Source organism: uncultured Roseivirga sp., assembly GCF_963973945.1.
Lineage (GTDB): Bacteria > Bacteroidota > Bacteroidia > Cytophagales > Cyclobacteriaceae > Roseivirga.
This window is the reverse complement of the sequence record NZ_CAXBBV010000003.1, coordinates 209,623-232,889: the sequence shown is the minus strand read 5'-3', so window position 1 is coordinate 232,889 and position 23,267 is coordinate 209,623. Positions and strand designations below refer to the sequence as shown.

At 40.2% G+C, this 23,267-nt stretch carries 17 protein-coding genes and 1 tRNA gene; 16 read left to right on the top strand and 2 right to left on the bottom strand.

Annotation, left to right across the window (positions count from 1 at the left end):
• Nucleotides 1-17 precede the first annotated feature (17 nt).
• A complete protein-coding gene (locus AAC026_RS07375; protein ID WP_339696500.1) occupies nucleotides 18-674 on the top strand; it encodes a hypothetical protein in 657 nt (218 codons plus the stop codon).
• A 112-nt stretch (nucleotides 675-786) separates the two neighbouring features.
• Here AAC026_RS07375 and AAC026_RS07370 read toward each other — a convergent pair.
• Nucleotides 787-858 (bottom strand) — tRNA-Glu (locus AAC026_RS07370).
• Nucleotides 859-1,034: 176 nt separating this feature from the next.
• Between AAC026_RS07370 and gap the strand changes: the two genes are divergently transcribed.
• Nucleotides 1,035-2,027: a type I glyceraldehyde-3-phosphate dehydrogenase gene (gap, locus tag AAC026_RS07365; RefSeq protein ID WP_339607762.1), complete on the top strand. Its 993-nt coding sequence runs from the start codon at nucleotides 1,035-1,037 to the stop codon at nucleotides 2,025-2,027.
• 511 nt (nucleotides 2,028-2,538) lie between these two features.
• On the opposite strand, the gene AAC026_RS07360 is transcribed toward gap, so the two are convergent.
• Entirely contained in the window at nucleotides 2,539-5,097 is a 2,559-nt protein-coding gene (locus AAC026_RS07360; protein WP_339696498.1) for a M14 metallopeptidase family protein, read from the bottom strand.
• Between the two features lie 569 nt (nucleotides 5,098-5,666).
• On the opposite strand from AAC026_RS07360, the gene AAC026_RS07355 reads away from it, so the two are divergent.
• The 14 genes from AAC026_RS07355 (at nucleotide 5,667) to AAC026_RS07290 (ending at nucleotide 23,167) form a co-directional block, all read left to right on the top strand.
• A complete protein-coding gene (locus AAC026_RS07355) occupies nucleotides 5,667-5,828 on the top strand; it encodes a hypothetical protein (RefSeq protein WP_339696495.1) in 162 nt (53 codons plus the stop codon).
• A 6-nt stretch (nucleotides 5,829-5,834) separates the two neighbouring features.
• On the top strand, nucleotides 5,835-10,127 hold the full coding sequence (gene dnaE, locus AAC026_RS07350) for a DNA polymerase III subunit alpha (protein WP_339696492.1): 4,293 nt from the start codon (nucleotides 5,835-5,837) through the stop codon (nucleotides 10,125-10,127).
• A gap of 140 nt (nucleotides 10,128-10,267) precedes the next feature.
• The gene (trxA, locus tag AAC026_RS07345; protein WP_339696489.1) at nucleotides 10,268-10,594 is read left to right on the top strand and encodes a thioredoxin; all 327 of its coding nucleotides are present in this window, start codon (nucleotides 10,268-10,270) and stop codon (nucleotides 10,592-10,594) included.
• 160 nt (nucleotides 10,595-10,754) lie between these two features.
• On the top strand, nucleotides 10,755-11,591 hold the full coding sequence (locus AAC026_RS07340) for a LytTR family DNA-binding domain-containing protein (protein ID WP_339696486.1): 837 nt from the start codon (nucleotides 10,755-10,757) through the stop codon (nucleotides 11,589-11,591).
• Between the two features lie 61 nt (nucleotides 11,592-11,652).
• Nucleotides 11,653-12,825: an intradiol ring-cleavage dioxygenase gene (locus AAC026_RS07335; RefSeq protein ID WP_339696484.1), complete on the top strand. Its 1,173-nt coding sequence runs from the start codon at nucleotides 11,653-11,655 to the stop codon at nucleotides 12,823-12,825.
• Between the two features lie 147 nt (nucleotides 12,826-12,972).
• Nucleotides 12,973-13,899: a ribose-phosphate pyrophosphokinase gene (locus AAC026_RS07330; protein WP_339696928.1), complete on the top strand. Its 927-nt coding sequence runs from the start codon at nucleotides 12,973-12,975 to the stop codon at nucleotides 13,897-13,899.
• 12 nt (nucleotides 13,900-13,911) lie between these two features.
• Nucleotides 13,912-14,541, top strand: coding sequence for a 50S ribosomal protein L25/general stress protein Ctc (locus tag AAC026_RS07325; RefSeq protein ID WP_339696482.1), 630 nt, complete (start codon nucleotides 13,912-13,914; stop codon nucleotides 14,539-14,541).
• A 99-nt stretch (nucleotides 14,542-14,640) separates the two neighbouring features.
• Nucleotides 14,641-15,201, top strand: a complete 561-nt coding sequence (gene pth, locus AAC026_RS07320) for an aminoacyl-tRNA hydrolase (RefSeq protein WP_339696479.1) — start codon at nucleotides 14,641-14,643, stop codon at nucleotides 15,199-15,201.
• A 264-nt stretch (nucleotides 15,202-15,465) separates the two neighbouring features.
• Complete coding sequence (gldC, locus tag AAC026_RS07315) at nucleotides 15,466-15,813, top strand: gliding motility protein GldC (RefSeq protein WP_339696477.1); 348 nt, start codon at nucleotides 15,466-15,468, stop codon at nucleotides 15,811-15,813.
• 177 nt (nucleotides 15,814-15,990) lie between these two features.
• Nucleotides 15,991-18,867 (top strand): TonB-dependent receptor, encoded by a 2,877-nt coding sequence (locus tag AAC026_RS07310; RefSeq protein ID WP_339696474.1) that lies wholly within the window; start codon nucleotides 15,991-15,993, stop codon nucleotides 18,865-18,867.
• Nucleotides 18,868-18,879: 12 nt separating this feature from the next.
• Nucleotides 18,880-20,499, top strand: coding sequence for an SGNH/GDSL hydrolase family protein (locus tag AAC026_RS07305; protein ID WP_339696471.1), 1,620 nt, complete (start codon nucleotides 18,880-18,882; stop codon nucleotides 20,497-20,499).
• 381 nt (nucleotides 20,500-20,880) lie between these two features.
• On the top strand, nucleotides 20,881-21,621 hold the full coding sequence (kdsB, locus tag AAC026_RS07300) for a 3-deoxy-manno-octulosonate cytidylyltransferase (RefSeq protein WP_339696468.1): 741 nt from the start codon (nucleotides 20,881-20,883) through the stop codon (nucleotides 21,619-21,621).
• 35 nt (nucleotides 21,622-21,656) lie between these two features.
• A complete protein-coding gene (gene tpx / locus AAC026_RS07295) occupies nucleotides 21,657-22,157 on the top strand; it encodes a thiol peroxidase (protein WP_339609178.1) in 501 nt (166 codons plus the stop codon).
• Between the two features lie 128 nt (nucleotides 22,158-22,285).
• Nucleotides 22,286-23,167 (top strand): sugar phosphate isomerase/epimerase, encoded by an 882-nt coding sequence (locus tag AAC026_RS07290; RefSeq protein ID WP_339696466.1) that lies wholly within the window; start codon nucleotides 22,286-22,288, stop codon nucleotides 23,165-23,167.
• Nucleotides 23,168-23,267 lie beyond the last annotated feature (100 nt).

Below are 23,267 nucleotides of genomic sequence, written 5' to 3'. Positions count from 1 at the left end.
AACGCTTGTGCCTGCTTATGAGAAATGAAGTAAGTAGTTTTAATTTGTTCAGCAAAGATGAAGAGTTCGGCAATGTCGAGCTCTTCTTTCTTTTCACCCCCTATCAAAATGAGCATGTGAGAAGCTCCAATTTGGAATCTGCAATTTGGGGAGAAAAGAAAACGATACTTTACAACCCCTCTTCTTCTCTTTGTGTCAAAAACTTTATGAATATAAAAACACTAATTTTCTTTTGTGCAGCCCTAATGGTGGTAGGCTGCAGCAATGACGATGGAGATAAAAATGAGCTAAACCCTGAATGGCGATATTTCCGATTTAGTAGCTGCCCTAGCGAAACCCATGGCCGCTGGCAGGACAGCAGTTTCGTTGCCGCAACAGCCGATGCTGCGGTGATTCAGCAATGCCTTGATCAACTCAGTCTACCGCTTGAACAGCGAAACATGTTCCCATTAGGACAACTGGGACAGGGCTATGCAGGCTACAATACCAATGCATCACACCAATTCAGTTGGCACCTGATCGAAAATGATTGGGAACTGGTTGAACTAGGAGCGGAAATTTATGACGGATGTGCCTACAGTGATGTTGAACTTACCAATTACATTGAGTCTGTCGGACGATACGGTGGTTGGGGAAATCGAGTGCTAGAAGAAATTACGCTGGATGAAGATTAATAACTCTTCCGGTGAAAGAGTTTATAATTAGGCCAGCTTACGGGGTGGGTTCCCCCATACTTTAAAGTCATTAAAACAAAAAAGCTCAGCAATATTGCTGAGCTTTTGAAAGTAGTCCGTAGGGGAATCGAACCCCTGTTGCTGAGATGAAAACCCAGTGTCCTAACCCCTAGACGAACGGACCATTTTTTTCGTGGTGCAAATATAGTAGTCCATTTTAATTGCAAAAATATTTTCTTCAAAAAAATTCAACCATTTTGATGGAACTATGCGCAACTTCATTCGATTGTATTGGATATAGCAGAAGGCTTAGTTACCTTTGCACCACTTTTTAGAATCACATAAATTAACTTTCTAGATATGTCTAAAACCAAAGTAGCGATCAACGGCTTCGGAAGGATCGGAAGATTGACTTTCAAAGTATTGTTGGCCAAAGAAAACATCGAAGTTGTAGCGATCAATGACTTAACTGACACCGCAACTTTAGCCCACCTTTTAAAGTACGATTCAGTTCATGGAAGATTCGATGGAACTGTAACTTCTACTAAAGATGGTATTGTAGTAAATGGCAAAGAAATCAAAATCTATGCTGAAAGAGAACCTGCTAACCTTCCTTGGGGTGAACTAGGTGTTGATGTTGTTCTTGAGTCTACTGGTAGATTTGTGGATGAAGAAGGTGCTGGTGGACACTTAAAGGCTGGTGCTAGAAAAGTAGTTATCTCTGCTCCTGCAAAAGGTAACATCCCAACCGTTGTTTTGGGTGTTAACGAAGACAGCATGACTGGCGAAGAAACTATTCTTTCAAACGCATCATGTACTACTAACTGCTTGGCTCCTATGGCCAAAGTTTTAGATGATAATTTCGGAATTGTACACGGTTATATTTCAACTGTACACGCTTACACTTCTGACCAACGTATTCAAGATGCACCTCACTCTGATTTGAGAAGAGCAAGAGCTGGCGCGGTTTCTATCATCCCTACCTCTACTGGAGCTGCAAAAGCAGTGGGTTTGGTGTTACCTCACCTAAAAGGAAAATTAGACGGTATCGCTTTACGTGTTCCAATTCCTGATGGCTCTTTAACTGACCTTACTGTGGTATTGAAAAGAGAAGTGACTAAAGAAGAAGTAAACGCTGCAATGAAAGCTGCGGCTGAAGGCCCAATGAAAGGCATTCTTGAGTACACAGAAGATCCGATCGTTTCTATCGATATCGTTGGAAACCCTCACTCAAACATTTTCGATTCTCAGCTTACTTCAGCGCAAGGAACACTTGTTAAAGTGGTAGGTTGGTACGATAACGAGGCGGGCTACTCTAATAGAGCTGCTGACTTGATCGAGAAAATCGGTTAAGCACATTATATAATATTGAAGAGAAGGGTTGGACTGACGTTCAACCCTTTTTTATTTTCAAAAATCTAAGGATAAAGGAAACTTTTAACTCCCAAATCTGTTTAAGTACACAAATGACAGCCCCAAGTCGCTATAAAATGGGATGCACAGTAGCACAATGACGACAACCTAAGTCTTTAAAATAGGAACTGAAACCGCTCGTAATTGAGGGGTTATTTTTTTGCCCTTAAGACCATGGCCTAAACCAAATTAATGATGATGATTATTTAACATAAAGAGGCTTATTTTCCTTTCCTGGCTCCGAAACTTCGGAGGAAGGGTCTAATTGTCTTGATTTGCGTGATGCTGTTTCTAGTTCCTTCGTTTCACTCAGGATGAAAAACAGTGTCATTCAATTATCTTTAGTTTATATCTGTCCGATTTTTAGCTCAAAATCTTAAGAAGAAAAGGACATAAAAAAAGCCCTGCCATTTCAAAAAACGGCAGGGCTTTTAGATGAATTTTGATCTCCTTATTTTTTATTCATTTTAATCGACTTCTTTTCAGCACCCATATAAATAGAGTTGAAAATCAATTTATAAGTTCCTCTAGGCTGACCACGGAATTGCGGACCAAAACCGAACAATACCAAATCACCATTACCATAGTTCACATTGAGCATGGCTGATGTATTCGCCAAGTACTTATCTTCTCCCATTGCCCAACCACTCATAAGTAAATCCTTAGAAGCATAGCGTGCTACCTCCTCAATTCCTTCGGCACCAGCATTCACCTTAAACGCTCGCCCATTATCAAATGAGGCGGCCACCTGTGGTTGCATACCGAAGGCAAGCGGATGATCAGTCATGATGTCGGTACGGATTAATGAACCTGGAATAAAGAATTCAGAAGATTTAAGCTCTTTCAATACATTCGTTACTGGTAATTTAAATTCCTCAATGGCAAAATTACTAGCATCGTCAAAGAATATAATTGCACCGCCATTTTTAGCATAAGCATCTAATTTGGCTACACCTTCTTCGCCAATACCTCCACGAAGGTTCTCAGGCATTCTGTTCGATCCATCTTTAATTCCACGAGGACTCTGAGAAGGCATAATAATAGCGCTGTACTGAGACAAGTCAGCATTTTTGATTTCAGCATTATGAAGGGTGTCTAAATCGAATTCAAATTGCTCGAACATCCAACGGCTCCAGCCTTCATCCATATTGGCTTGCCAAGATTTGTAAATACCAATTTTAACTTTGTTCAATTCAGCAGTTTCAACACTTGGCTTTTTGTCAATACCATTGAAGTTAAGCCCCATTTCGGTACTAATCTCCTTTACCTTATCCTCCAAGCCTCTTTTGCTTCGCACCAAAACAGAGCCAGCTTCCATGCCGTCTGTTGCTTCTTTAAGAATACTTACCGTATACCCTGCTTTTTGTAAACGGTTAATGGCCTTTGCGCTCAGGTTATCTTTGTTAGAGAATGCATAACCGTATTTTCCATTGCCCGAAACAGCACCAGCCACTGGCTTAAGTTTTTCGGTAATATCAGAAGTAGAAGCATTAAAGTTCTCTGTAATACGATCTACAGTTACCCCCATTTGCATAGGCAGCGTCCATCCGGCCAAATCATAAGGTGGCATTGGCGGTCCACCAGGGTATTGGAATTGATCTGGATACACTTGCTTCTCCATTAAGTCGGCCAAATAAGGGCGAAAAGACTGCGCTCCGTAGAAAATCACAGAGCCAGCTTCATAGCTTTTTCCATTTACGCTAAATGTACTTGTTGCCATTTTTGCCTCTAAACCTCCTTGCATTAAAATGTTAGTAAGGTTCATCGCTTCACTTGGGTTCCACTGATCTTTAGGAATTACATAAGCAAAAGCACCTTCCTTATCTTCAATCGCATCGCGCCCCATGCTATAAATGTTCCAAAGGAATTCATCCTTTTTGTCAGCAGCCAAATCAAGCACCGCCATTGACGACTCAAGCATATAGTCTACCGCCATTCTGAAAGTCATCGTTCCACCTTTATAAGGATAAGGGTAGAAAATCTCAGTAGCATTCGCTGGCTTGCCTCCTACTACTGATGGCATTCTGTCTACAGGGTATTCCGTTGGTGTTGGTGTTGGCTGAGCAGTTTCCGTTAAAATACCAATTTGGTTATGGTAATAAGGGGTTGTTCTCATACCGCCATTCCAGAACATACTAAATGAAGTATGTGCAATTGCACCTGTCATTTTTTTCATGGCAAAACGATTGGCCATGGCTGTACCTACCAAGTTAACCCCTGTAGTAATTCCAGGGTGAATTTTCTGGTTTACTGGGCTACGGAAAGGAGGAATAAAAATCATTGCTCCTCTTGGGGCCGTTTGGTGATGGTTATGCACAATTTGCGGATACCACTGGTTATAAAGTACTGTGGTTACTGCCTTAGTTTCAGGCATGTTGTTCATAAACCAGTCGCGGTTGTTATCGTGACCTACATATTTTTGATAAAGGATTGGAGGACCAGAGCTCTCATAAGGTGTTCCCAAAGTTTTTCTATACCAGTCTACCACAATATCAACACCGTCAGGGTTGATTACTGGCACTACTAGGGTAATTACATTGTCTCTAATTTTTTGCATTTCTTCCGACTCTTCAGAAGCTATTCTCCACATTAGTTCAGAAGTCATTTGCGCATGCGCTCTTTCTGTAGCGTGCATTCCACCGTCAAACCAAACAATGGCTTTTCCATCCTTTGATAATCTTCTGGCTTCAGCTTCTGTAATTTCGGCTCTAGAAAGTTTTTCACTTATTTCTCTCCATCGCTCCAGTTGCTTCATGTTTTCTTCATTTGAAATAAACACGAGCTTCATCGGACGTCCCATTACGGACTTTCCAATCTCGATCATTTGAACACGGTCGGTAGAAGCGGCTAGTTTGTCGTAATACTCCAACATTTGGTCATAGTCGGCCAGTTTATAGTCGGCACCCACTTCATGGCCAAAGGTTTCCCTTGGGTGGGGAATTTTCTGTGCGCTCAAAGAAAAGCATGCCAGAAATAGCAAAGCGAATAGTATTTTAAGTGATCTCTTCATCTTTTGTTATTAAGGTTTGGCTGAATATACCACTAAAACCAAAGCATTATGCCTCCAAATTTGTTAAGCTTAGAATATTTGAAATGAGTGGGGATTTATTGGTTTAAGGGAGTTAGAGATTAGTTAAGAGTTATTGGTTATCAGAAATTAGAAATCGGGAATCAGGAATCAGTTGTGCGTAACCTCAGCCCTCTCGCTCACCGTCATTCTGAGGGAGAGTATTTCGCGATAGAGAAATAACCAACCGCGAGAATCTGTTCATCCCTAGCACCGCTTCTCCGAACAGACAGACTCTTACGGTATTCACTGGTTTTAGCGTTTCGCTGAGACCAAGCACGGAGGTTTGAACTGTGAGGTATAAAGCATAAAATGCCCTTTCAACGGTTTAAATTTCATAAAACTCAAAAGGGAATTATTGTAATAAGCTTTTATATCGAGTGATTTAGAGAGTCGCAGCGAGACGCAACGACTAGTACAGAGCAGAAAGCCCCACATTTAGTATTATAATTTCTAGACCCTTCGTGCCTCAGAGAAAGAAACTGGGCGTTTTAGCCCTAATAAGCTTCAACATGAAAAATAATCAATACTCCGCAATGGCTTTTCCGTTTCAAAAATTCCCTTCTGTTTTTCAGAAAGAGCCTTCCAAGACTTTTCAAATAGCCCTCCACCTTTCCATCATTTTCCGTACTTTAGTCTATTATTTCCGATCGAAAAATCGTCATTCCGACTAACAGCCTATGTACCTGATATTTGATACCGAAACCACTGGTTTACCTAAAAACTATAACGCTCCGGTAAGTGATTTAGAGAACTGGCCCCGATTGGTTCAGCTCGCTTGGCAGCTGCACGATGGTTACGGAAGACTGATTTCGGCTCAAAATTTTATTGTAAAGCCCGATGGCTTCACCATTCCTTATAACTCTCAGCAAATCCATGGCATTTCTACGGAAAGAGCAATGGAGGAAGGTTACGACCTTAATGAGGTTCTAAAAGCTTTCACGGAAGACCTCAACAAAACCAAAATTGCGGTTGGGCATAATATTGAGTTCGATTTAAATATTGTTGGAGCAGAATACCTACGTACCGAACAAGACAATAAGCTCGAAGGTGTAGAAAATATTGATACCAAAAACGTAGCTACCGACTTCTGTGCTATTCCGGGCGGAAAAGGTGGGAAATTTAAATGGCCTACCCTTACAGAACTACACTTCAAACTCTTCGGGAAAGGCTTTGACGATGCCCATGATGCGGCTTATGATGTTGATGCGACTGCTCGTTGTTTCTTCGGGCTATTAGAACACAGCGTAGTTCCTCCCTTAGAAGGCATTCGTTTATCGGAAATTAAATACGAAGCCCCAGAACTTGATGCAGCCAATTTCGCTAAAACAGATGAACAAGAAAGTGCAGGTGGCATTGGCAAAATCGACAAAGAAACCCTTTCCGATTTAAAGGAAGTTCCTTTTTCACATTTACACTGTCATTCACAGTTTTCCATTTTGCAGGCCACCTCCGAACTCACCGCCATGGTGAATACTGCCAAGGAAATGGGAATGCCAGCCATTGCAATGACGGATCATGGAAACATGATGGGCGCATTTACTTTTGTAAAAGCAGCCCTGTCGGCAGGAATCACTCCAATTGTAGGCTGTGAGTTTAACATCTGTACCGACAGAAGCAATAAAAAACTGCAAGACAACGGTAACCAAAGCGTGTTATTGGCCAAAAATAAAAAAGGTTACCACAACCTAGTTAAGCTGGCTTCCATCGCCTATACCGAAGGTTTTTACTACCTCCCAAGAATTGACAAAGACGATTTAGTAAAGTATAAAGGTGATTTGATTGCTACTACAGGTGGACTTTGGGGCGAAGTACCTTACCTCATTCTAAATGTAGGCGAAACCCAAGCAGAAGAAGCTTTTGTATGGTGGAAAGAACAGTTTGGCGATGATTTCTATGTTGAAATCAACCGACATGGTATTCCAGAAGAAGACCACGTAAATCAAATTTTACTTCAGTTCTGTGAGAAACACAATGTCAAATACATTGCTACCAACAATACTTACTACACTAAGAAAGAGCAGGCCGTAGCACACGACATTTTGCTTTGTGTTAAAGATGCTGAATCGGTAAGTAAGCCTAAAAAATATATTGGGAAACGCGGAAGAGAGTTTAGATACGGTTTCCCGAACGATGAATTCTACATCAAGTCGCCTGAAGAGATGAAAAAGCTCTTCACCGATTTGCCCGAAGCCATTTCGAACACCAACGAAATTGTTGAGAAAATAGAATCTTACAAGCTAGAGCGCGATGTACTTCTGCCTAAATTCGATATTCCTGAAGAATTTATTTCGAAGGAAGACGATGCCGATGGTGGGAAACGTGGCGAAAACGCATTCTTACGTCATCTTACTTATGAAGGTGCCAAAAAACGCTATGGTAAAATCACCGAAGAAATTAAGGAGCGACTAGATTTTGAGCTAGAAACCATTGCCAATACAGGCTACCCTGGTTACTTTCTTATTGTTCAAGATTTCACTAACAAGGCCAAGGAAATGGACGTTTCCGTTGGGCCAGGAAGGGGTTCGGCAGCAGGTTCGGCAGTTGCCTATTGTATAGGAATTACAAATGTCGATCCTATTAAGTATGATCTCCTTTTTGAGCGTTTCCTTAACCCAGACAGGGTTTCACTTCCCGATATTGATATTGATTTTGATGATGAAGGGCGCCAAAAAGTAATTGACTATGTAATCAATAAATACGGCAAAAATCAGGTAGCCCAAATCATTACCTATGGTAGTATGGCGGCCAAATCTTCCATTCGAGATACAGCAAGGGTAATGGAACTTCCCTTGCCCGATGCCGACAGGATTGCCAAGCTGGTTCCAGACACTACTTTAGCCAAACTATTCGCCTTTAGCGAAAAGGAGTTAAAGGATAAACTGAAAGGAGATCAAGTAGCACTAGCCCAAGAACTGATCAGGATTTCACATGGAAATGACGAACTGGCTAGGGTTTTAAACCAAGCTCGAATTCTTGAAGGCTCGGTTAGAAACACTGGAATTCACGCTTGCGGAGTAATTATTACGCCAGACGACATTACCAATTTTGCACCAGTGGCAGTAGCCAAAGATTCGGACATGTGGTGTACTCAGTTCGATAATGCCGTGGTAGAAAATGCGGGCTTGCTCAAAATGGACTTCTTGGGTCTAAAAACCCTCACCCTTATTAAGGATGCGGTAAAGAACGTAAAGGAGCGCCACAATATTGATCTAATTCCAGATGATTTCCCTCTGGACGATCAGCTTACTTACGGGCTTTTCCAGCGCGGTGAAACGGTTGGTATTTTCCAATACGAATCCAACGGAATGCAGAAGTATTTGCGTGACCTCAAGCCCACCGCTTTTGCTGATTTAATTGCCATGAACGCCCTGTACCGACCGGGGCCACTAGAATACATCCCTTCTTTTGTTCGAAGAAAACACGGTGACGAAGAAATCACCTACGATTTGGAGGACATGAAGGAATACCTTGAGGAAACTTACGGTATTACGGTCTATCAAGAGCAAGTGATGTTGCTTTCGCAGAAACTCGCTGGCTTTACCAAAGGTGAGGCAGATGTTTTGCGTAAGGCGATGGGTAAGAAAAACCGTCAGTTGCTCGATCAGCTGAAACCCAAATTTGTTGGGCAGGCAGTTGAAAAAGGTCATGCAGCTGATAAACTGGAGAAAATCTGGAAGGATTGGGAGGCATTTGCGTCCTACGCCTTTAACAAATCACACTCTACCTGTTACGCTTATGTAGCCTTTCAAACGGCCTACCTAAAAGCACATTATCCTGCTGAATACATGGCTTCGGTGCTTAGTAACAACATGAACGACATTAAGCAGGTGACTTTCTTTATGGAAGAATGCCAGCGCATGGGCATTTCAGTTTTGGGGCCAGATGTTAACGAATCGAACTACAAGTTTACAGTAAACGCCAAAGGCGAAATTCGCTTTGGAATGGGTGCGATTAAAGGGGTTGGTGAAGCCGCCATTGAATCGATTATTGAAGGAAGAAAAGAAGACGGGCCTTACCATAATATTTTCGAGTTTGCTGAAAGAGTAAACCTAAGAGCGGTAAACAAAAAGAACTGTGAATCTCTGGCCATGGCTGGTGGTTTCGATTGCTTTGAAGATTATCACAGAAGACAGTATTTATACGCTCCAGAAAATGAGCAAACGCTATTAGAAAAAGTAATTCGTTACGCCAATGCCAAGCAAGCTGAAAAAGATGCGGCTCAGGTTTCTCTTTTTGGAGGCGATAGCAATGTGGCCACACCGCTTCCAAGTGTATCCATATGTGAACCATTCAGTGAAATGGAAAAGCTCAAAATTGAGAAAGATGTGGTCGGCTTCTATATTTCAGGTCACCCGCTTAATCAGTTTGAAGTAGAGTTAGAAAGCTTCTGTAAACCAGTGGGTGAAATTAAGAGATATCCCAACCAAGATATTTCCATTGGTGGCATCGTCAGTGGGGTTCGGAATGGACAAACGAAGAACGGAAAACCTTTTGCCATTCTTAGCATTGAAGATTACAACAGTTCTGTTGAGCTCTTCTTGATGGGCGAAAAATACATGAATCATGCGCAGTATTTAAGACCGGGGGAATTTCTATTTATCACAGGAAGGGTGGAATTGAACTGGCGAAAGAAAAATGAAATTCGAGATAATCCGCACATCACCCCTACTCCAGAAGATTGGGAGTTACAAGTAGCTGCCATTTCTCTTTTAAGTGAATTAAGAGAGAAAAGGGCGAAAGGAATTAAAGTGAGTATTAATGCCAGAGATGTCGACCAAGAGTTGATTGATACGATCATGAAATTAACAAAAGAGCATGAAGGAAATACAGAGCTTAGAATTCAGTTGGTAGAAAAATCTGAGAACCTAAGTGTAGAACTTTTAAGTAGAAAGGTAAAAGTTGACCCAAATAGTAACCTCATTAGAACATTGAAGAAATACGCTAATTCCGCCAGTTTAATCACGAATTAGAGGACTTAAATAAACGCGGTCAATAGACTATTTAGAATGGCAATGAAGAGTCGCCTTGGTTTTGGCTGTCATTTTGAACTTTTTAATTAGTTTTGTTGTCAACCTGCAACAAGAGAAATAAGGAACTTAACAAATATATAATGGCAAAAGCAATTGAAATTACAGACGCTAACTTTGAAGAGTTAGTATTAAAATCAGACAAACCAGTATTGGTAGATTTTTGGGCGGCATGGTGTGGCCCGTGTAGAATGGTAGGCCCGGTGGTTGAAGAAATCGCAGGTGAATACGAAGGGAAAGCCGTAGTTGGTAAAGTAGATGTTGATGCTAACCCTAACATTTCAATGAAATATGGTATCCGTTCTATTCCAGCACTTCTTTACTTCAAAGGTGGGGAGCAAGTAGACAGCGTTATTGGTGCTGTTCCAAAAGGAACTTTAACTTCGAAATTAGAAGGTACTTTGGCTTAATTGACCAAACATCTTAAAAGCATATTCAAAGGCTGCACGAAAGTGTGGCTTTTTTTGTGTTCAATCAGCTACAAAAACGCACCTAAATCACTAATTTAAGACAGTAAATCATTCACTGCGGTTATCACGTAAAAAGGAGGCAAGCATTTCAAGCATTAAAATGATCGGTACATTCTCCAAACATATTCAGCGACACACAAAGCTATATTTGGGCTTTGGATTATTGACGCTGGTTCTTTTGGTAGGTCTAGGCCAAGATTTTCTTCATTCAGTTTTGAAGGACTATAATTTTCAAGCCACAGAGTCACTCCTTTACAATTCTTTTTGGGTGCTATTCTTACCACTTTCCATTTTCCAACTGAAAGGATTAAAGGCCTTTCAGACTGGCAGTAGATTCAAAAATTTAACCGTGATGATTGGTTCAATAATAGTGGTCAGTGCAATTCACTTTTTACTATTCCCATTAATCGTCAACTTAGTATCCACTCTGTTCTTTAGCCACGTCTACACATTCAATAGAGTCTTGTTTTATGGCTTATCTGAACACTTGTATGTTGGTTTAGCCATTTACTCATTAGTTGCTGTTTTTCATTACAGCAGAAAAACGGCAACTCCCGCTGTTTCAGAAATCGCGGAATCACCCACTTATGCCAAAACCATTTCTGTAAGCTTGGCAAACGAAACCTCTGTATTAAATGTGAGCGAGATACAGTCCATTGAAGCGGCCAGCCCCTATGTAAAGCTGATCACTTCAAAAGGGAATTTCCTCCATACTGAAACACTAAAGTCAATGTCTGAAAAATTGGACCCTTCTATATTTGTTCGGGTTCATAAATCCACGATCATAAATATGAATGGAGTGTCCTCCTACAAATCAAGGCTGAATGGAGATTATGACATTAGGCTCAGCAACGGTGCTTCAACAAGAATGAGCAGAAATTACAGCCAAGCATTCAAAGCCTTACTCAACACTCATCAGGTTAGCTTAAAAAATTAACAGGACAGCCTATTCGGTTTGACAAACCTTCATTTCCGAAGCTTATTGCTTGAAAAAAGTCATGAGTCGAAAACTGTATCTCTATCCAATTCTGCTTGTCGTTTTTCTTTTCAACTGTAAAGGCCAGTCTAGTAAACTAATAGGTGGACCTTTCGAGAACGGTGATTTCATGTACATAGGAATGCCAAAACACATCCCATCCATTGACACGAGTCCGGGCTGGTTAGAGGAAGGCCAGAAACTATTAATCACTGGAACCATATTGCAGCAAGACGGCATCACCCCCGCCCCAAACGTTATCCTTTACTATTATCAAACTGATACAAAGGGAGTTTATTCAAACAGAAAAGACTTGGATCAAAAGGTGGCAAGGCATGGCTACATCCGTAGTTGGGTAAAATCAGACGAAAATGGAAAATACGCGATCTATACCGTTCGTCCCGCTACTTACCCAAACCGTGAAGACCCAGCTCACATTCACCCTTCCATTAAAGAACCAAACGATATCAATGAATACTATATAGATGAATTCGTTTTTGATGATGATCCGCTACTCACCAGCGAAAAGAGAAAGGCAATGCCCAACCGTGGTGGAAGCGGTGTGTTGCGCCTTTTGCAAAAGGGTGATTTACATATTGCAGAACACAACATTATTCTTGGGTTGAATATCCCTAATTATCCAACTGCCAATAATAGACAAGCAACCTCTGGAAGAAATATTGGTGAAGATGTAATCTCATTCACACCTTATCATGCTTGGGGGCCAGATCGAAGCACCAAAACCTGCCCAATTTGTAAATATGGACGCTACCAAGGCATTCTTTATTTTGTTGGGAAGCACACAGACTGGGAAGAGGTAAAGAAATGGTTGGTGTACTTAGAAAGAGAAAGTTTTGAAAGGCAAAAATACCTCAAAGCTTATTTTGTTTATGGTAATGAGCTAGGCCAAAGCAATGACAAACTGATTACTCACTTGGAAAACATCGGCAAAACACTGAACCTGCAAAAAGTAGCACTCACCTTTGTCCCCTCTTTTTCAGACCAGGCTTCTGAAATTGACATGAACAAGATCAATCCAGCAGTTGAAAACACTTTCATTATTTACAAACAGAGCAACATTGTGAGCAAATTCATCAACCTCAAGGCATCGCCAAAAAGCTTTGCGCTGGTTTCAGAAGCTTTGGATAAAACGCGAGGAGATTTCTTCGACCTTAATTCACCGAAATACAAATAGTTACGGTAATTACGCTCCTCTTTCGCCAACTTATAAAGACATTCAATAAATTTGAGAGAAATAAAAAATGATCTGAAGGCATACCGCTGTTTTTAACATAAATCTTTTTACTTTTGCGGTTCAATTTTCAAAGCTCAAAAGCCTAAGATCATGGATAACCAACTATTTGCCGGAACTGAATCAGCCTATCTTGGAAAGATGATTGCCGAATTCTACGGTAAATCATTGGGATCTGTAGAACTTCAAAAGTTCAGTGATGGAGAGTTCTCCCCTTATTATACTGAATCGGTAAGAGGTAATAGAGTGTTTTTAATTCAATCTACCATCCCTCCTTCTGACAATCTATTTGAGCTTTGCTTGATGATTGACGCAGCAAAAAGAGCGAGTGCTTACAAAGCAATTGCAGTAATTCCATATTTCGGTTATGCCCGTCAGGACAGAAAAGATAAACCGAGAGTGGCGATTGGAGCGAAATTGGTGGCCAATATTCTTACGGCTGCAGGTGCCGATAGAATCATGACTTGCGATTTACACGCAGGGCAAATTCAAGGTTTCTTCGACATTCCAGTAGATCATTTAGATGGAGCAGCGGTATTCGTTCCTTACATCAGAAAACTGAACTTAGACAACCTTCTTTTTGCTTCTCCGGATGTTGGGGGCGTAAAAAGAACAAGGGCTTTCGCACAGCATTTCAATGCTGAAATGGTGGTAATCGATAAGCACCGTACAAAAGCCAACGAAGTAGCCGAAATGAGAATTATCGGTAACGTAGAAGGCAAAAACGTGATTTTAGTAGATGACCTTGTAGATACAGCAGGCACAATCTGTAAAGCAGCCAAAATCATTTTAGAGGAAGGCGCCCTTTCAGTTAGAGCATTCTGTACTCACCCAGTATTATCTGGCAAGGCCTATGACAATATTAATAATTCTGTTTTGGAAGAATTGGTAGTGACAGACACCATTCCCTTACAACAACAATCAGACAAAATCAAGGTACTCACTGTTGCCGAGCTTTTCGCAAAAGCCATTAAGAGTGTAACCCACGATGGGTCTATTAGCGAGCTATTTATTTAACAAATACATATTATGAGAAAAGTAGAGATTATAGGGTTTAAAAGAGCAAATCTCGGTAAGACTGAGTCAAAAAGGCTTAGACTCGAAGGTCAGGTTCCATGTGTACTTTATGGCGGTGATGATCAGTTGCATTTCTATGCACCTGTTATTCAGTTCCGTGAGGTACTTTATACTCCTGAGCCATGTTTCATCACCTTGAATGTTGAAGGCGAAATATTCGAAGCCATTGTTCAAGATTCGCAATACCACCCAGTAAGCGATATGCTTTTGCATGTTGACTTCTTACAGTTGTTCAAAGGAAAGTACATCAAAATGGAAATCCCTGTAAAAATGGAAGGTACAGCACCTGGTGTAATCAACGGTGGTGCTTTGGTGATTAAGAGACCAAAATTATTAGTAAAAGCATTACCTAAGGATATGCCAGACTCAATCTTAGTAGATATTTCTAAGTTGAAACTTGGTAAATCAACAAAAGTTGGTGCATTAACTACTGAAGGTTTTGAAATCCAAAACAGCCCATTAGTAACTATCGCTTCTGTAGCAATTCCAAGAGCACTAAGAGGCGCTGGATTAACTGACGAGGAAGAGGAAGAGGAAAACGGTGAAGAAGGTGCTTCTGAAGCAACTGAATCTGCTGAATAAAAAATTCTTATTTGAAAACATGAAAATCCTGCCTTTTAAAGGCGGGATTTTTTTATTTGCGTAGGTATTAAAAATACATACAAATTAAAAAACATTAAGATGAAGTATCTCATTGTTGGACTTGGAAACATTGGGCCTGAATATGAGCTAACAAGGCATAATATCGGCTTTCTAACATTAGATAGGCTAGCCGATGCCAAAGGCGTTTCATTTGAAATTAATCGACTCGCTTACCACTCTGAATTTAAACACAAAGGCAGAGCAGTCCACATGATAAAACCCACCACTTATATGAACTTGAGTGGCAAGGCGGTAAAATTCTGGATGCAAGAGTTAAAAATACCCGTTGAGAATGTTCTTGTTATAGTAGATGATCTGGCCATTCCATTTGCTAAACTCAGAATGAGAGCGAGAGGATCAAGCGCTGGGCACAATGGCCTAAAGAACATTGAAGAATTATGCGGAGGACAAAACTACCCTCGACTCAAGTTTGGTATTGGAGATGATTTCTCAAAAGGAAGGCAAGTAGACTATGTATTAAGCCCGTTCAGTAAAAACGAATTCGAAGAACTTCCGTTTGCCATGGACAAGGCCATCGAAATGATATACTCATTCTGTACCATTGGAATTTCAAAAACGATGACACAATACAACGATTGAAAACTAAATCAATATTGGTATTCAACTACGGCTATAGCTTTAGCAAACTTTAATAATCATTATGTAAGTATAATCGATGGGTAACATCGTCAAATTAGCGATATCGCGTACTGATTAACTTGTGATAAGTATCAAAATTCAAGATAAACGTAAGAAAGACGTTTACGTGAAAATCAAGACAGAATCGCATAATTAAAATACCTCAAATCAAAATTAAATTCATTCTAATCCGTCAAGGTATATCTTTGACAAAAAAACACGCACATGAAGGAATCAGAAATTAAACTTAGGGTAGTATTAGATAGTGAGAACATTCCTGAAAAAATTTACTGGGATGCCACCGAAAAGGAAGGTGATGGAGAAGAAGAAACCAAATCGGTAAGCCTAAACATTTGGGATCATAATACTCAAAACACCTTGAGAATAGACCTCTGGAACAAGGAAATGCCTATTGATGAGATGAAAAGATTCTATGTTGACTGCCTTGGTGGTTTAGCCCAAAGCATACTTAACTCAACAGGTGATGAATTCATGTCTACCGCAATGAACCGCCTATGCGATAAGCTGGTAAAGCACCTTGAAGAAGAAGCTAAAAAAGGCGGCCAACAATAATTAAAACTGTCTATCAATGGTGCAGAGGGTTACTGAATTTAGTATGCATGACGAATATTTTTTCCCGTAAACCCTTTTTAAACTTACAAAACATTGTATTTTTGAGATAGACGATGCGATTCGCACCGTATTTATACTAACAAGCCAAACTTAATTTGTTTCCAAACTCAGAATAAGATGATGAAGATGAAGAGAATTTTGAAGGGACTGGCGCTTGTATTTTTGATCATGCAGACCGTTGCAGTTTATGGTCAATCACAAGTTTCAATCTCAGGCCGAGTGGCAGATGCCGCTTCTGGTGAAAGCCTACCCGGTGTAAACATCAGGGTAAAAGACAAGGTAATAGGAACGATTACAAACGCCAAAGGAGACTTTAGTCTTACGGTAAACCAATCAGCGCCTTTAACACTTATTTTTTCTTATGTGGGTTATACCCCTCAAGAAATATCCATTACTGAAGCCAATGTAACTGGGCTTGAGATTAAAATGGAAGAGCAAGTTATATTCGGACAAGATGTGGTAGTATCTGCTTCAAGAGTAGAAGAAAGTATCTTAAGATCACCCGTTTCAATTGAAAAACTAGACATCCTAGACATTAGAAACACCGCTGCTGCCTCATTTTATGAAGGTTTAGCTACGTTAAAAGGGGTAGACTTTAGTACTCAGAGTATCACATTTAAATCCATTAACACACGAGGGTTTGGTGCAAATGGTAACACTCGATTTGTACAACTGATTGACGGTATCGACAACCAAGCTCCAGGCCTCAACTTTGCCGTTGGAAACATTGTAGGTATTAACGACCTAGATTTAGAGTCTGCTGAATTACAGCCAGGTGCATCTTCTGCACTTTATGGACCAAACGCCATTAATGGTATCCTTCTACTTACGTCTAAAAATCCTTTTGAATACCAAGGGTTGAGTGTTTATGCTAAAACTGGCGTAAACCATGTAGATGAAAGAGACGATAACTTATCCGTGTATCAAGATTATGGATTTCGTTACGCTAAAGCATTTGATAATAAATTAGCCTTTAAAGTAACTGCATCATATTTACGTGCTAATGATTTCAGAGGTGTTGACACCAGAGACCAAGGCTTAGCTACTGGTGCCCCTCCAGGTGTAGTTGAAAGAGGTGCTTCTGAAAGAAATGGAAATCGTTTTTATGATGGTGTAAACACTTATGGTGATTTTGGAATTACTGTTGGAAGAATTGCCGATGGTGCCATAGCCGCAGGTAACAAACCTGACGCTACTCCGAGTGAAATTGCGACCGCAGCGCAAATAAGTGCTATTAGATCTCTTTTCCCTGATGATATGTCTGGCTACTTTACTCCTGAGGGGTATAGTGAGTCATCTTTCGTTGATAACACCACTGAAAGCGTGAAAATTGGTGGTGCCCTTCATTACAGATTAAATGATAACCTAGAATTACTAGGCCAGTTTAATTATGGATCGGGCAGCACAGTATATACAGCTAACGACCGTTTTGTTCTTGATAACTTCAGTATCACAACAGCCAAATTAGAGTTGAAAGGATCTGAGTTCTATGTGCGAGGTTATACTACTCAAGAAAATTCTGGCGATAGTTATGCGGCAAATACACTTGCATCTTTAACCAATCAAAAGCACTACTTACCAAACTATTTAAGTTCTTTTGCCAATAGTAGATTGGCAGGACAAAGTATAGAGCAATCTCATGTTAATGCTCGATCTTTCGCAGACCTAAATCAGCCTAAGCCAGGAGATGAGTTATTTGGAGCTTTTAAGGATGCAAATGGAAACCTTATACAATTTAGAGATATTTCTATTGCCGATGGGGGAGCTAAATTCCTAGATAAAACAGACCTATACCATATGGAAGGTAACTGGAACTTGAGTGAAAGAATTGATTTCGCTGATGTTATTGTCGGAGCTAATTTTAGAAGATATGCACTTTATTCTGAAGGTACTCTTTTCGCTTTAGAAAACGATGGTTCAGAAGTTGGTTTTAATGAGTACGGAGCCTTTTTGCAAGCCTCTAAAAGCGTAGCCAATGATAACTTAACATTCCAAGGTTCTGTTCGTTACGACAAGAATGAGTACTTCAAAGGTCAGTTCTCACCTAGATTCTCCGCTGTTGGCACCATTGCCGATAACCATAATGTTCGTGGTTCATTCCAACGAGGTTTTAGAATCCCTACCACTCAAGATCAATTCATCGACCTTGACGTAGTATCCAGAAGACTTATCGGTAGTAATGATTTGCTTGTAGATCGTTACAATTTTAAAACTAACACGGTTTATACTACTCAAAGTGTAAACGCAGCAAGATTATCTGGCAACGAAGGAGATTTAGTAATAGAAGATAGAGTCAATAACGAATTCAAAACAGAAAAAGTAAACACTTTCGAAGTAGGCTATAAAGGTCTATTTGCAGATGGAAAATTGCTTGTAGATGCGTACTACTATAATAGTACTTACACTGACTTTATTGCTGAAATTGATTTTACGCAAGCAGTGCCCAATGGATTAAGACAACCGAACAGTGGAGCAGGAACTCCTGCCCAAAGACAACAAATTGTTGATGGTACTGTTCCAACTCAACGTTATGGTTTCGATGTTAATGCTGACGGAAAAGTAAAATCACAAGGATGGGCTATTCAATTAGACTATCAAATTGGTAATGGTTATGAAATTGGAGGTAACGTTGCTTACAACGAACTGACTTCACAAGACGACCTTATTGCACAAGGTTTTGCAGCGAGTTACAATACTCCGAAATACAGATACAATGTCAAGTTTGCGAACAGAAAAGTTACTGACAGACTTGGATTCAACGTTACCTACAGATGGCAGCAAGCCTTCCTTTGGGAGTCTTCTTTCGGAACTGGTGTAATTCCTGAATTCGGAACACTAGATGCACAAGTAAGCTATAAGGTTCCAACTTGGAAATCTACTTTCAAAATTGGTGCTAGCAACCTATTGAATGAAAGATACACTACTTCATTTGGTAACCCGTCACTTGGGGGTATCTACTATTTCCAAATCACGTTTGATGAATTCTTCAAATAAATCGACATGAAAATGAAAAACTTAAAATTATATTTATTCGCTTTATTAGCATCAGGGGCATTAATGACCTCTTGCGATGAAGAAGAAACTTTAGTAGAGCAAAGAAAGGCCGACAACCCGTTACCAGTGGTAACCGACCCTTCTGGAACAAACGGCTCGGTTACTTTGACCAAATATGTAAGTATTGGTAACTCCATTACCGCTGGTTATATGGATGGCGCGCTTTACACCAATGGTCAAGCGCATTCATTCGCTAACTTTCTAGGAACTCAGTTTCAAATTTCGGGAGTTGGAGGTGCTTCTTTTAACCAACCAGACATCAATTCTCCAAATGGTTATTCAGGAATTGGACCTAACAATACCATTTTAGGGAGATATGTATTAGACCTTAGCATTCCGGGACCAAGACCTTTGGCAGGCGAAGTGCCAACTGCATACGCTGGTAACAAGGCTCAACTTAACAATTTTGCTGTACCAGGTATGAGAATTGTGGACATTAATGACCCTGCTCTTGCTGGTTCTAATCCATTATATGCACGTTTTGCAAGTAGCCCAGGTACTTCTACTGTATTATCTGATGCCTTGGCAGCAAGTCCTACTTTCTATACTTATTGGTTAGGAAATAACGATGCCCTTGGCTATGCGGTTGGCGGTGGTGTAAACGAAGCTGCAATTACCTCTCAAGGTAATTTCCAAAACGCTTTAGCTGGTTCATTAAGTCAATTAGCAGGTACAGGTGCCAAAGGAGTAGTAATGACATTACCTCCATTGGTTTTACTTCCGTACTTCAGAGCTGTAAAATGGAACGTAGCCGCATTAGATGCTGCAACTGCTGAGCAATTAAATACAGCTTTACAGGGTGTAAATGCGGCCCTTTTCGGCCTAACCCAACTACCAGCTCCGTTCAATACAGTTTATGGAATTTCTGAAGCAGAATACAATAAAAGAAAAATTGCTTATGCTGCTGGACCGAATCCTATTTTGATGCACGACAAAGATTTGGCTGATTTGGGTCCAAATTTTGACTTCTTACTAGCAAGCCAGCAAATAACGGCTGCACAAAGACAAGCCTTAGAGCCATACAGACAGTCAAGACCTGCCACTTCTAGCGACCTGCCAGTTTTAACAGCTGCAACAGTCATTGGTACTGGAGCTGCTCCAATTGGTTTGGCTGTACCTATAGCTGACAAATATGTTCTTTCTGCCAATGAAGTTGTAAAAACTGTTACAGCAAGAGCCACATTTAACCAAATCATTAAAGGTGTGGTTGCCCAAATTAATGAAGGAGCTGGAGCTACGGTAATTACACTTGTAGATGTTCAACCTAAATTTGCAGACCTGTTTGGCCTCAATAATGCTCTTGTAACTCAGTTGGCCTTAGGTTTAGGAGACCCTGATTCAATTGCTGCAGTAAAAGCTGAAGCAGATGGTGTATTGGGGATAAAAGTGAACGGAACCAACTTGGCTCCAGACTTCAGTCCAAACGGAGTGTTCTCTACTGATGGCATTCATCCAAACCCTCGTGGGCACGCTATTATAGCAAACCTAATTTTAAGTGCGATGAGAACAGCCTATGGAGTTGAGATACCTGATGTAGATGTCTTAGCCCAAAGAGGTATTCTTGTTCAGTAATCTAAAATCTTATTAAAACAGAAAGGAGTGATGCAGATCACTCCTTTTTTATGCACTTTTAATTCTAGCTACTTTAAAAAATAGTGGCCCGAAGACGTATTCTTCGGGCCACACCTCAACCAAATAGATAAATAACCATCAACTTCACAATCCAACAAGATCTTTATTTATGTAATCTTTAGACATACTATTACAAGCCACTTGCCAAAACCAACCACAAGCACAACAGTCTGATCAACAGGCACTTAAAAATAATTCGCTCTAGAAACAGAAGATTTTACTCCCAATCATCAAATCACATTCCCAAAATGGGATAAACAACATCGGGATCATTCAGCTTATGATTCCACATTTCTATCTATTTTTGAAAAAAACCTTCTTATGAAAGTAGTTGCGATGATTCCGGCCCGATACGAAGCCTCCAGATTCCCAGGAAAACTAATGGCCGACCTCCATGGTAAGTCTGTAATTCTGACCACCTATCATGCTACTTTAAGTACAGGTTTGTTTGATCAAGTATATGTGGTTACTGACAGCACCATTATTAGGGATGAAATTACAGCCCATGGTGGTCAAGTGATTATGAGCATTGAAACGCATGAAAGCGGAAGTGATAGAATTGCGGAAGCAGCAGAAAATATTGACGCTGAAATAATAATTAACGTTCAAGGTGACGAACCCTTTACGCAAACAGATACACTAAAAAAATTGATCTCAGTTTTTGAAGGTGATATACAGCAACAAATAGATTTGGCCTCCCCCATGGTAAGGTTAAAGGGCAAAGAAAATATTGAAAACTCTAATCATGTAAAAGTGATTACTGACCAAAACAATTTTGCAATTTACTTTTCTCGTTCCCCTATCCCCTATCCTCGGAACCAAGAAATCGACATTCCTTATTTTAAACATATTGGTATTTACGCCTTTAGAAAAGCTGCACTTCTCGCTTTCAAAAACACTCCGATGACCCCGTTGGAAAATGCAGAAAAAATCGAGTGTATTCGTTACCTTGAAACAGGTAAAAAAATTAAGATGATTGAAATCGACCATGTGGGAATCTCCATTGATTCACCTGAAGATTTAGAAAAAGCCAAAGATTATATGAACTCGAGGAACAATTAAAGTAGAGACTTGTTCTATTCTAAAATAACAAAACTATGAGCACCGTTACACTTAAAGGCAATTCAATTAATACATCAGGCAGTCTCCCAAAAGTTGGTGAACAAGCCAAGAATTTCACCCTAACAAAAACTGATCTATCAACACTAACACTTTCAGATTTAAAAGGATCGAAAGTAGTGCTGAACATCTTCCCAAGTGTAGATACAAGCACCTGTGCTACTTCGGTAAGAAAATTCAACGAACAAGCTTCAGGATTAAAAAATACCAAGGTAGTGTGCATCTCTCGCGACCTCCCTTTTGCTCAGGCCAGATTTTGTGGTGCAGAAGGTATTGAAAACGTAATCAATGCTTCTGATTATGCCACAGGACAGTTTGGTAAAGATTATGGCTTAGAAATCGTTGACCCGCCATTATTGAATCTACATTCAAGAGCCGTAATTGTTTTAGACGAAAACGGAAAAGTGGTATATACAGAACAAGTACCAGAAATTGTAGACGAACCGAATTACGAAAAAGCGCTAGAGGCATTGAAGTAGTTTTGAATTCAAATAGTAAAGAATTGAGAGCCTGCCCATAAGCAGGCTTTTTCTATTCATATCAAAGTGCACCATAATTTGTCACCTGAGTATATTTTAGTAGCTTAATAAGCTCAAATACAAGAATTATGAAACGAAGAGATTTTTTGCAGAAGTCGGCACTAACCTCTGCTGGCTTATTAGCTACAGGTTCACTTTTTAGCCAGCCATTTTTTGAAGGTAAAATCAAAGACTTTGGCTTTCAAGTGTATACTGTTCGTGATGTGATTAAAAAGGATATGGCTGGCACCTTAAAAACACTAAAAAAGGCGGGTTATGATTATGCAGAGTTCTTTGACTTTGCTGATGGCAAGCTTTTAGGCATGCCCGTAAAAGAAGCCAAAGCACTTATTGACGCTTCTAAAATCAAACTAAAAAGCATTCATGTGCCCACTGGAATACAAGCCCATACAGTATCAGGCACAATGGTAAATAATTGGCAAAAGGCTGTTGATGACGCAGCAGAATTGGGTGCTGAATATTTAGTTTGTGCTTACCTTGACAGTGCAGAAAGACAAACTATTGACCAGTACAAAAAAGTTTCTGAGCTATTCAATAGGTCAGCTGAAATTTGCAAAAAATCGGGGATTAAATTCGCTTACCACAATCATGCTTTTGAATTTAAAGAGATTGACGGTCAAATACCATACGATGTGCTTCTAAAAGAAACCGATGCCGATCTGGTAAAAATGGAGCTCGACATGTATTGGGTTCGATATGCAGACCAAAACCCTCTCAAGATTATTCAAAGAGACATGGGCCGATTCCCCCTTTGGCATGTAAAAGACATGAGTATGGACGAAGACCGGGCCATGAAAGAAGTAGGTGCTGGAAGAATAGATTGGAAACAACTCTTTGCTTATGACAAAGACGCAGGCTTAGAATATTTCTTTGTAGAACAAGATGGCAATTGGGCGGAAAATTCTGTTCAAAGTCTTGTCACCAGTATTAAACACTTAAAGAAAATTTAGTTCGCCAACTTTTACCATACGCGTAACCATAACCAGTTTTGAATAAAATAACGGTATAAGCCGTACAGAATTCGCCTTAGTTAAAAGGCCTATTCTTGAT

What these genes read in the sequence shown, in the direction of transcription:
- AAC026_RS07375 (WP_339696500.1), top strand. Translation starts at nt 18, where the DNA reads ATGAGAAATGAAGTAAGTAGTTTTAATTTGTTCAGCAAAGATGAAGAG.
- gap (WP_339607762.1), top strand. Translation starts at nt 1,035, where the DNA reads ATGTCTAAAACCAAAGTAGCGATCAACGGCTTCGGAAGGATCGGAAGA.
- AAC026_RS07360 (WP_339696498.1), bottom strand. Translation starts at nt 5,097, where the DNA reads ATGAAGAGATCACTTAAAATACTATTCGCTTTGCTATTTCTGGCATGC.
- AAC026_RS07355 (WP_339696495.1), top strand. Translation starts at nt 5,667, where the DNA reads ATGAAAAATAATCAATACTCCGCAATGGCTTTTCCGTTTCAAAAATTC.
- dnaE (WP_339696492.1), top strand. Translation starts at nt 5,835, where the DNA reads ATGTACCTGATATTTGATACCGAAACCACTGGTTTACCTAAAAACTAT.
- trxA (WP_339696489.1), top strand. Translation starts at nt 10,268, where the DNA reads ATGGCAAAAGCAATTGAAATTACAGACGCTAACTTTGAAGAGTTAGTA.
- AAC026_RS07340 (WP_339696486.1), top strand. Translation starts at nt 10,755, where the DNA reads ATGATCGGTACATTCTCCAAACATATTCAGCGACACACAAAGCTATAT.
- AAC026_RS07335 (WP_339696484.1), top strand. Translation starts at nt 11,653, where the DNA reads ATGAGTCGAAAACTGTATCTCTATCCAATTCTGCTTGTCGTTTTTCTT.
- AAC026_RS07325 (WP_339696482.1), top strand. Translation starts at nt 13,912, where the DNA reads ATGAGAAAAGTAGAGATTATAGGGTTTAAAAGAGCAAATCTCGGTAAG.
- pth (WP_339696479.1), top strand. Translation starts at nt 14,641, where the DNA reads ATGAAGTATCTCATTGTTGGACTTGGAAACATTGGGCCTGAATATGAG.
- gldC (WP_339696477.1), top strand. Translation starts at nt 15,466, where the DNA reads ATGAAGGAATCAGAAATTAAACTTAGGGTAGTATTAGATAGTGAGAAC.
- AAC026_RS07310 (WP_339696474.1), top strand. Translation starts at nt 15,991, where the DNA reads ATGATGAAGATGAAGAGAATTTTGAAGGGACTGGCGCTTGTATTTTTG.
- AAC026_RS07305 (WP_339696471.1), top strand. Translation starts at nt 18,880, where the DNA reads ATGAAAAACTTAAAATTATATTTATTCGCTTTATTAGCATCAGGGGCA.
- kdsB (WP_339696468.1), top strand. Translation starts at nt 20,881, where the DNA reads ATGAAAGTAGTTGCGATGATTCCGGCCCGATACGAAGCCTCCAGATTC.
- tpx (WP_339609178.1), top strand. Translation starts at nt 21,657, where the DNA reads ATGAGCACCGTTACACTTAAAGGCAATTCAATTAATACATCAGGCAGT.
- AAC026_RS07290 (WP_339696466.1), top strand. Translation starts at nt 22,286, where the DNA reads ATGAAACGAAGAGATTTTTTGCAGAAGTCGGCACTAACCTCTGCTGGC.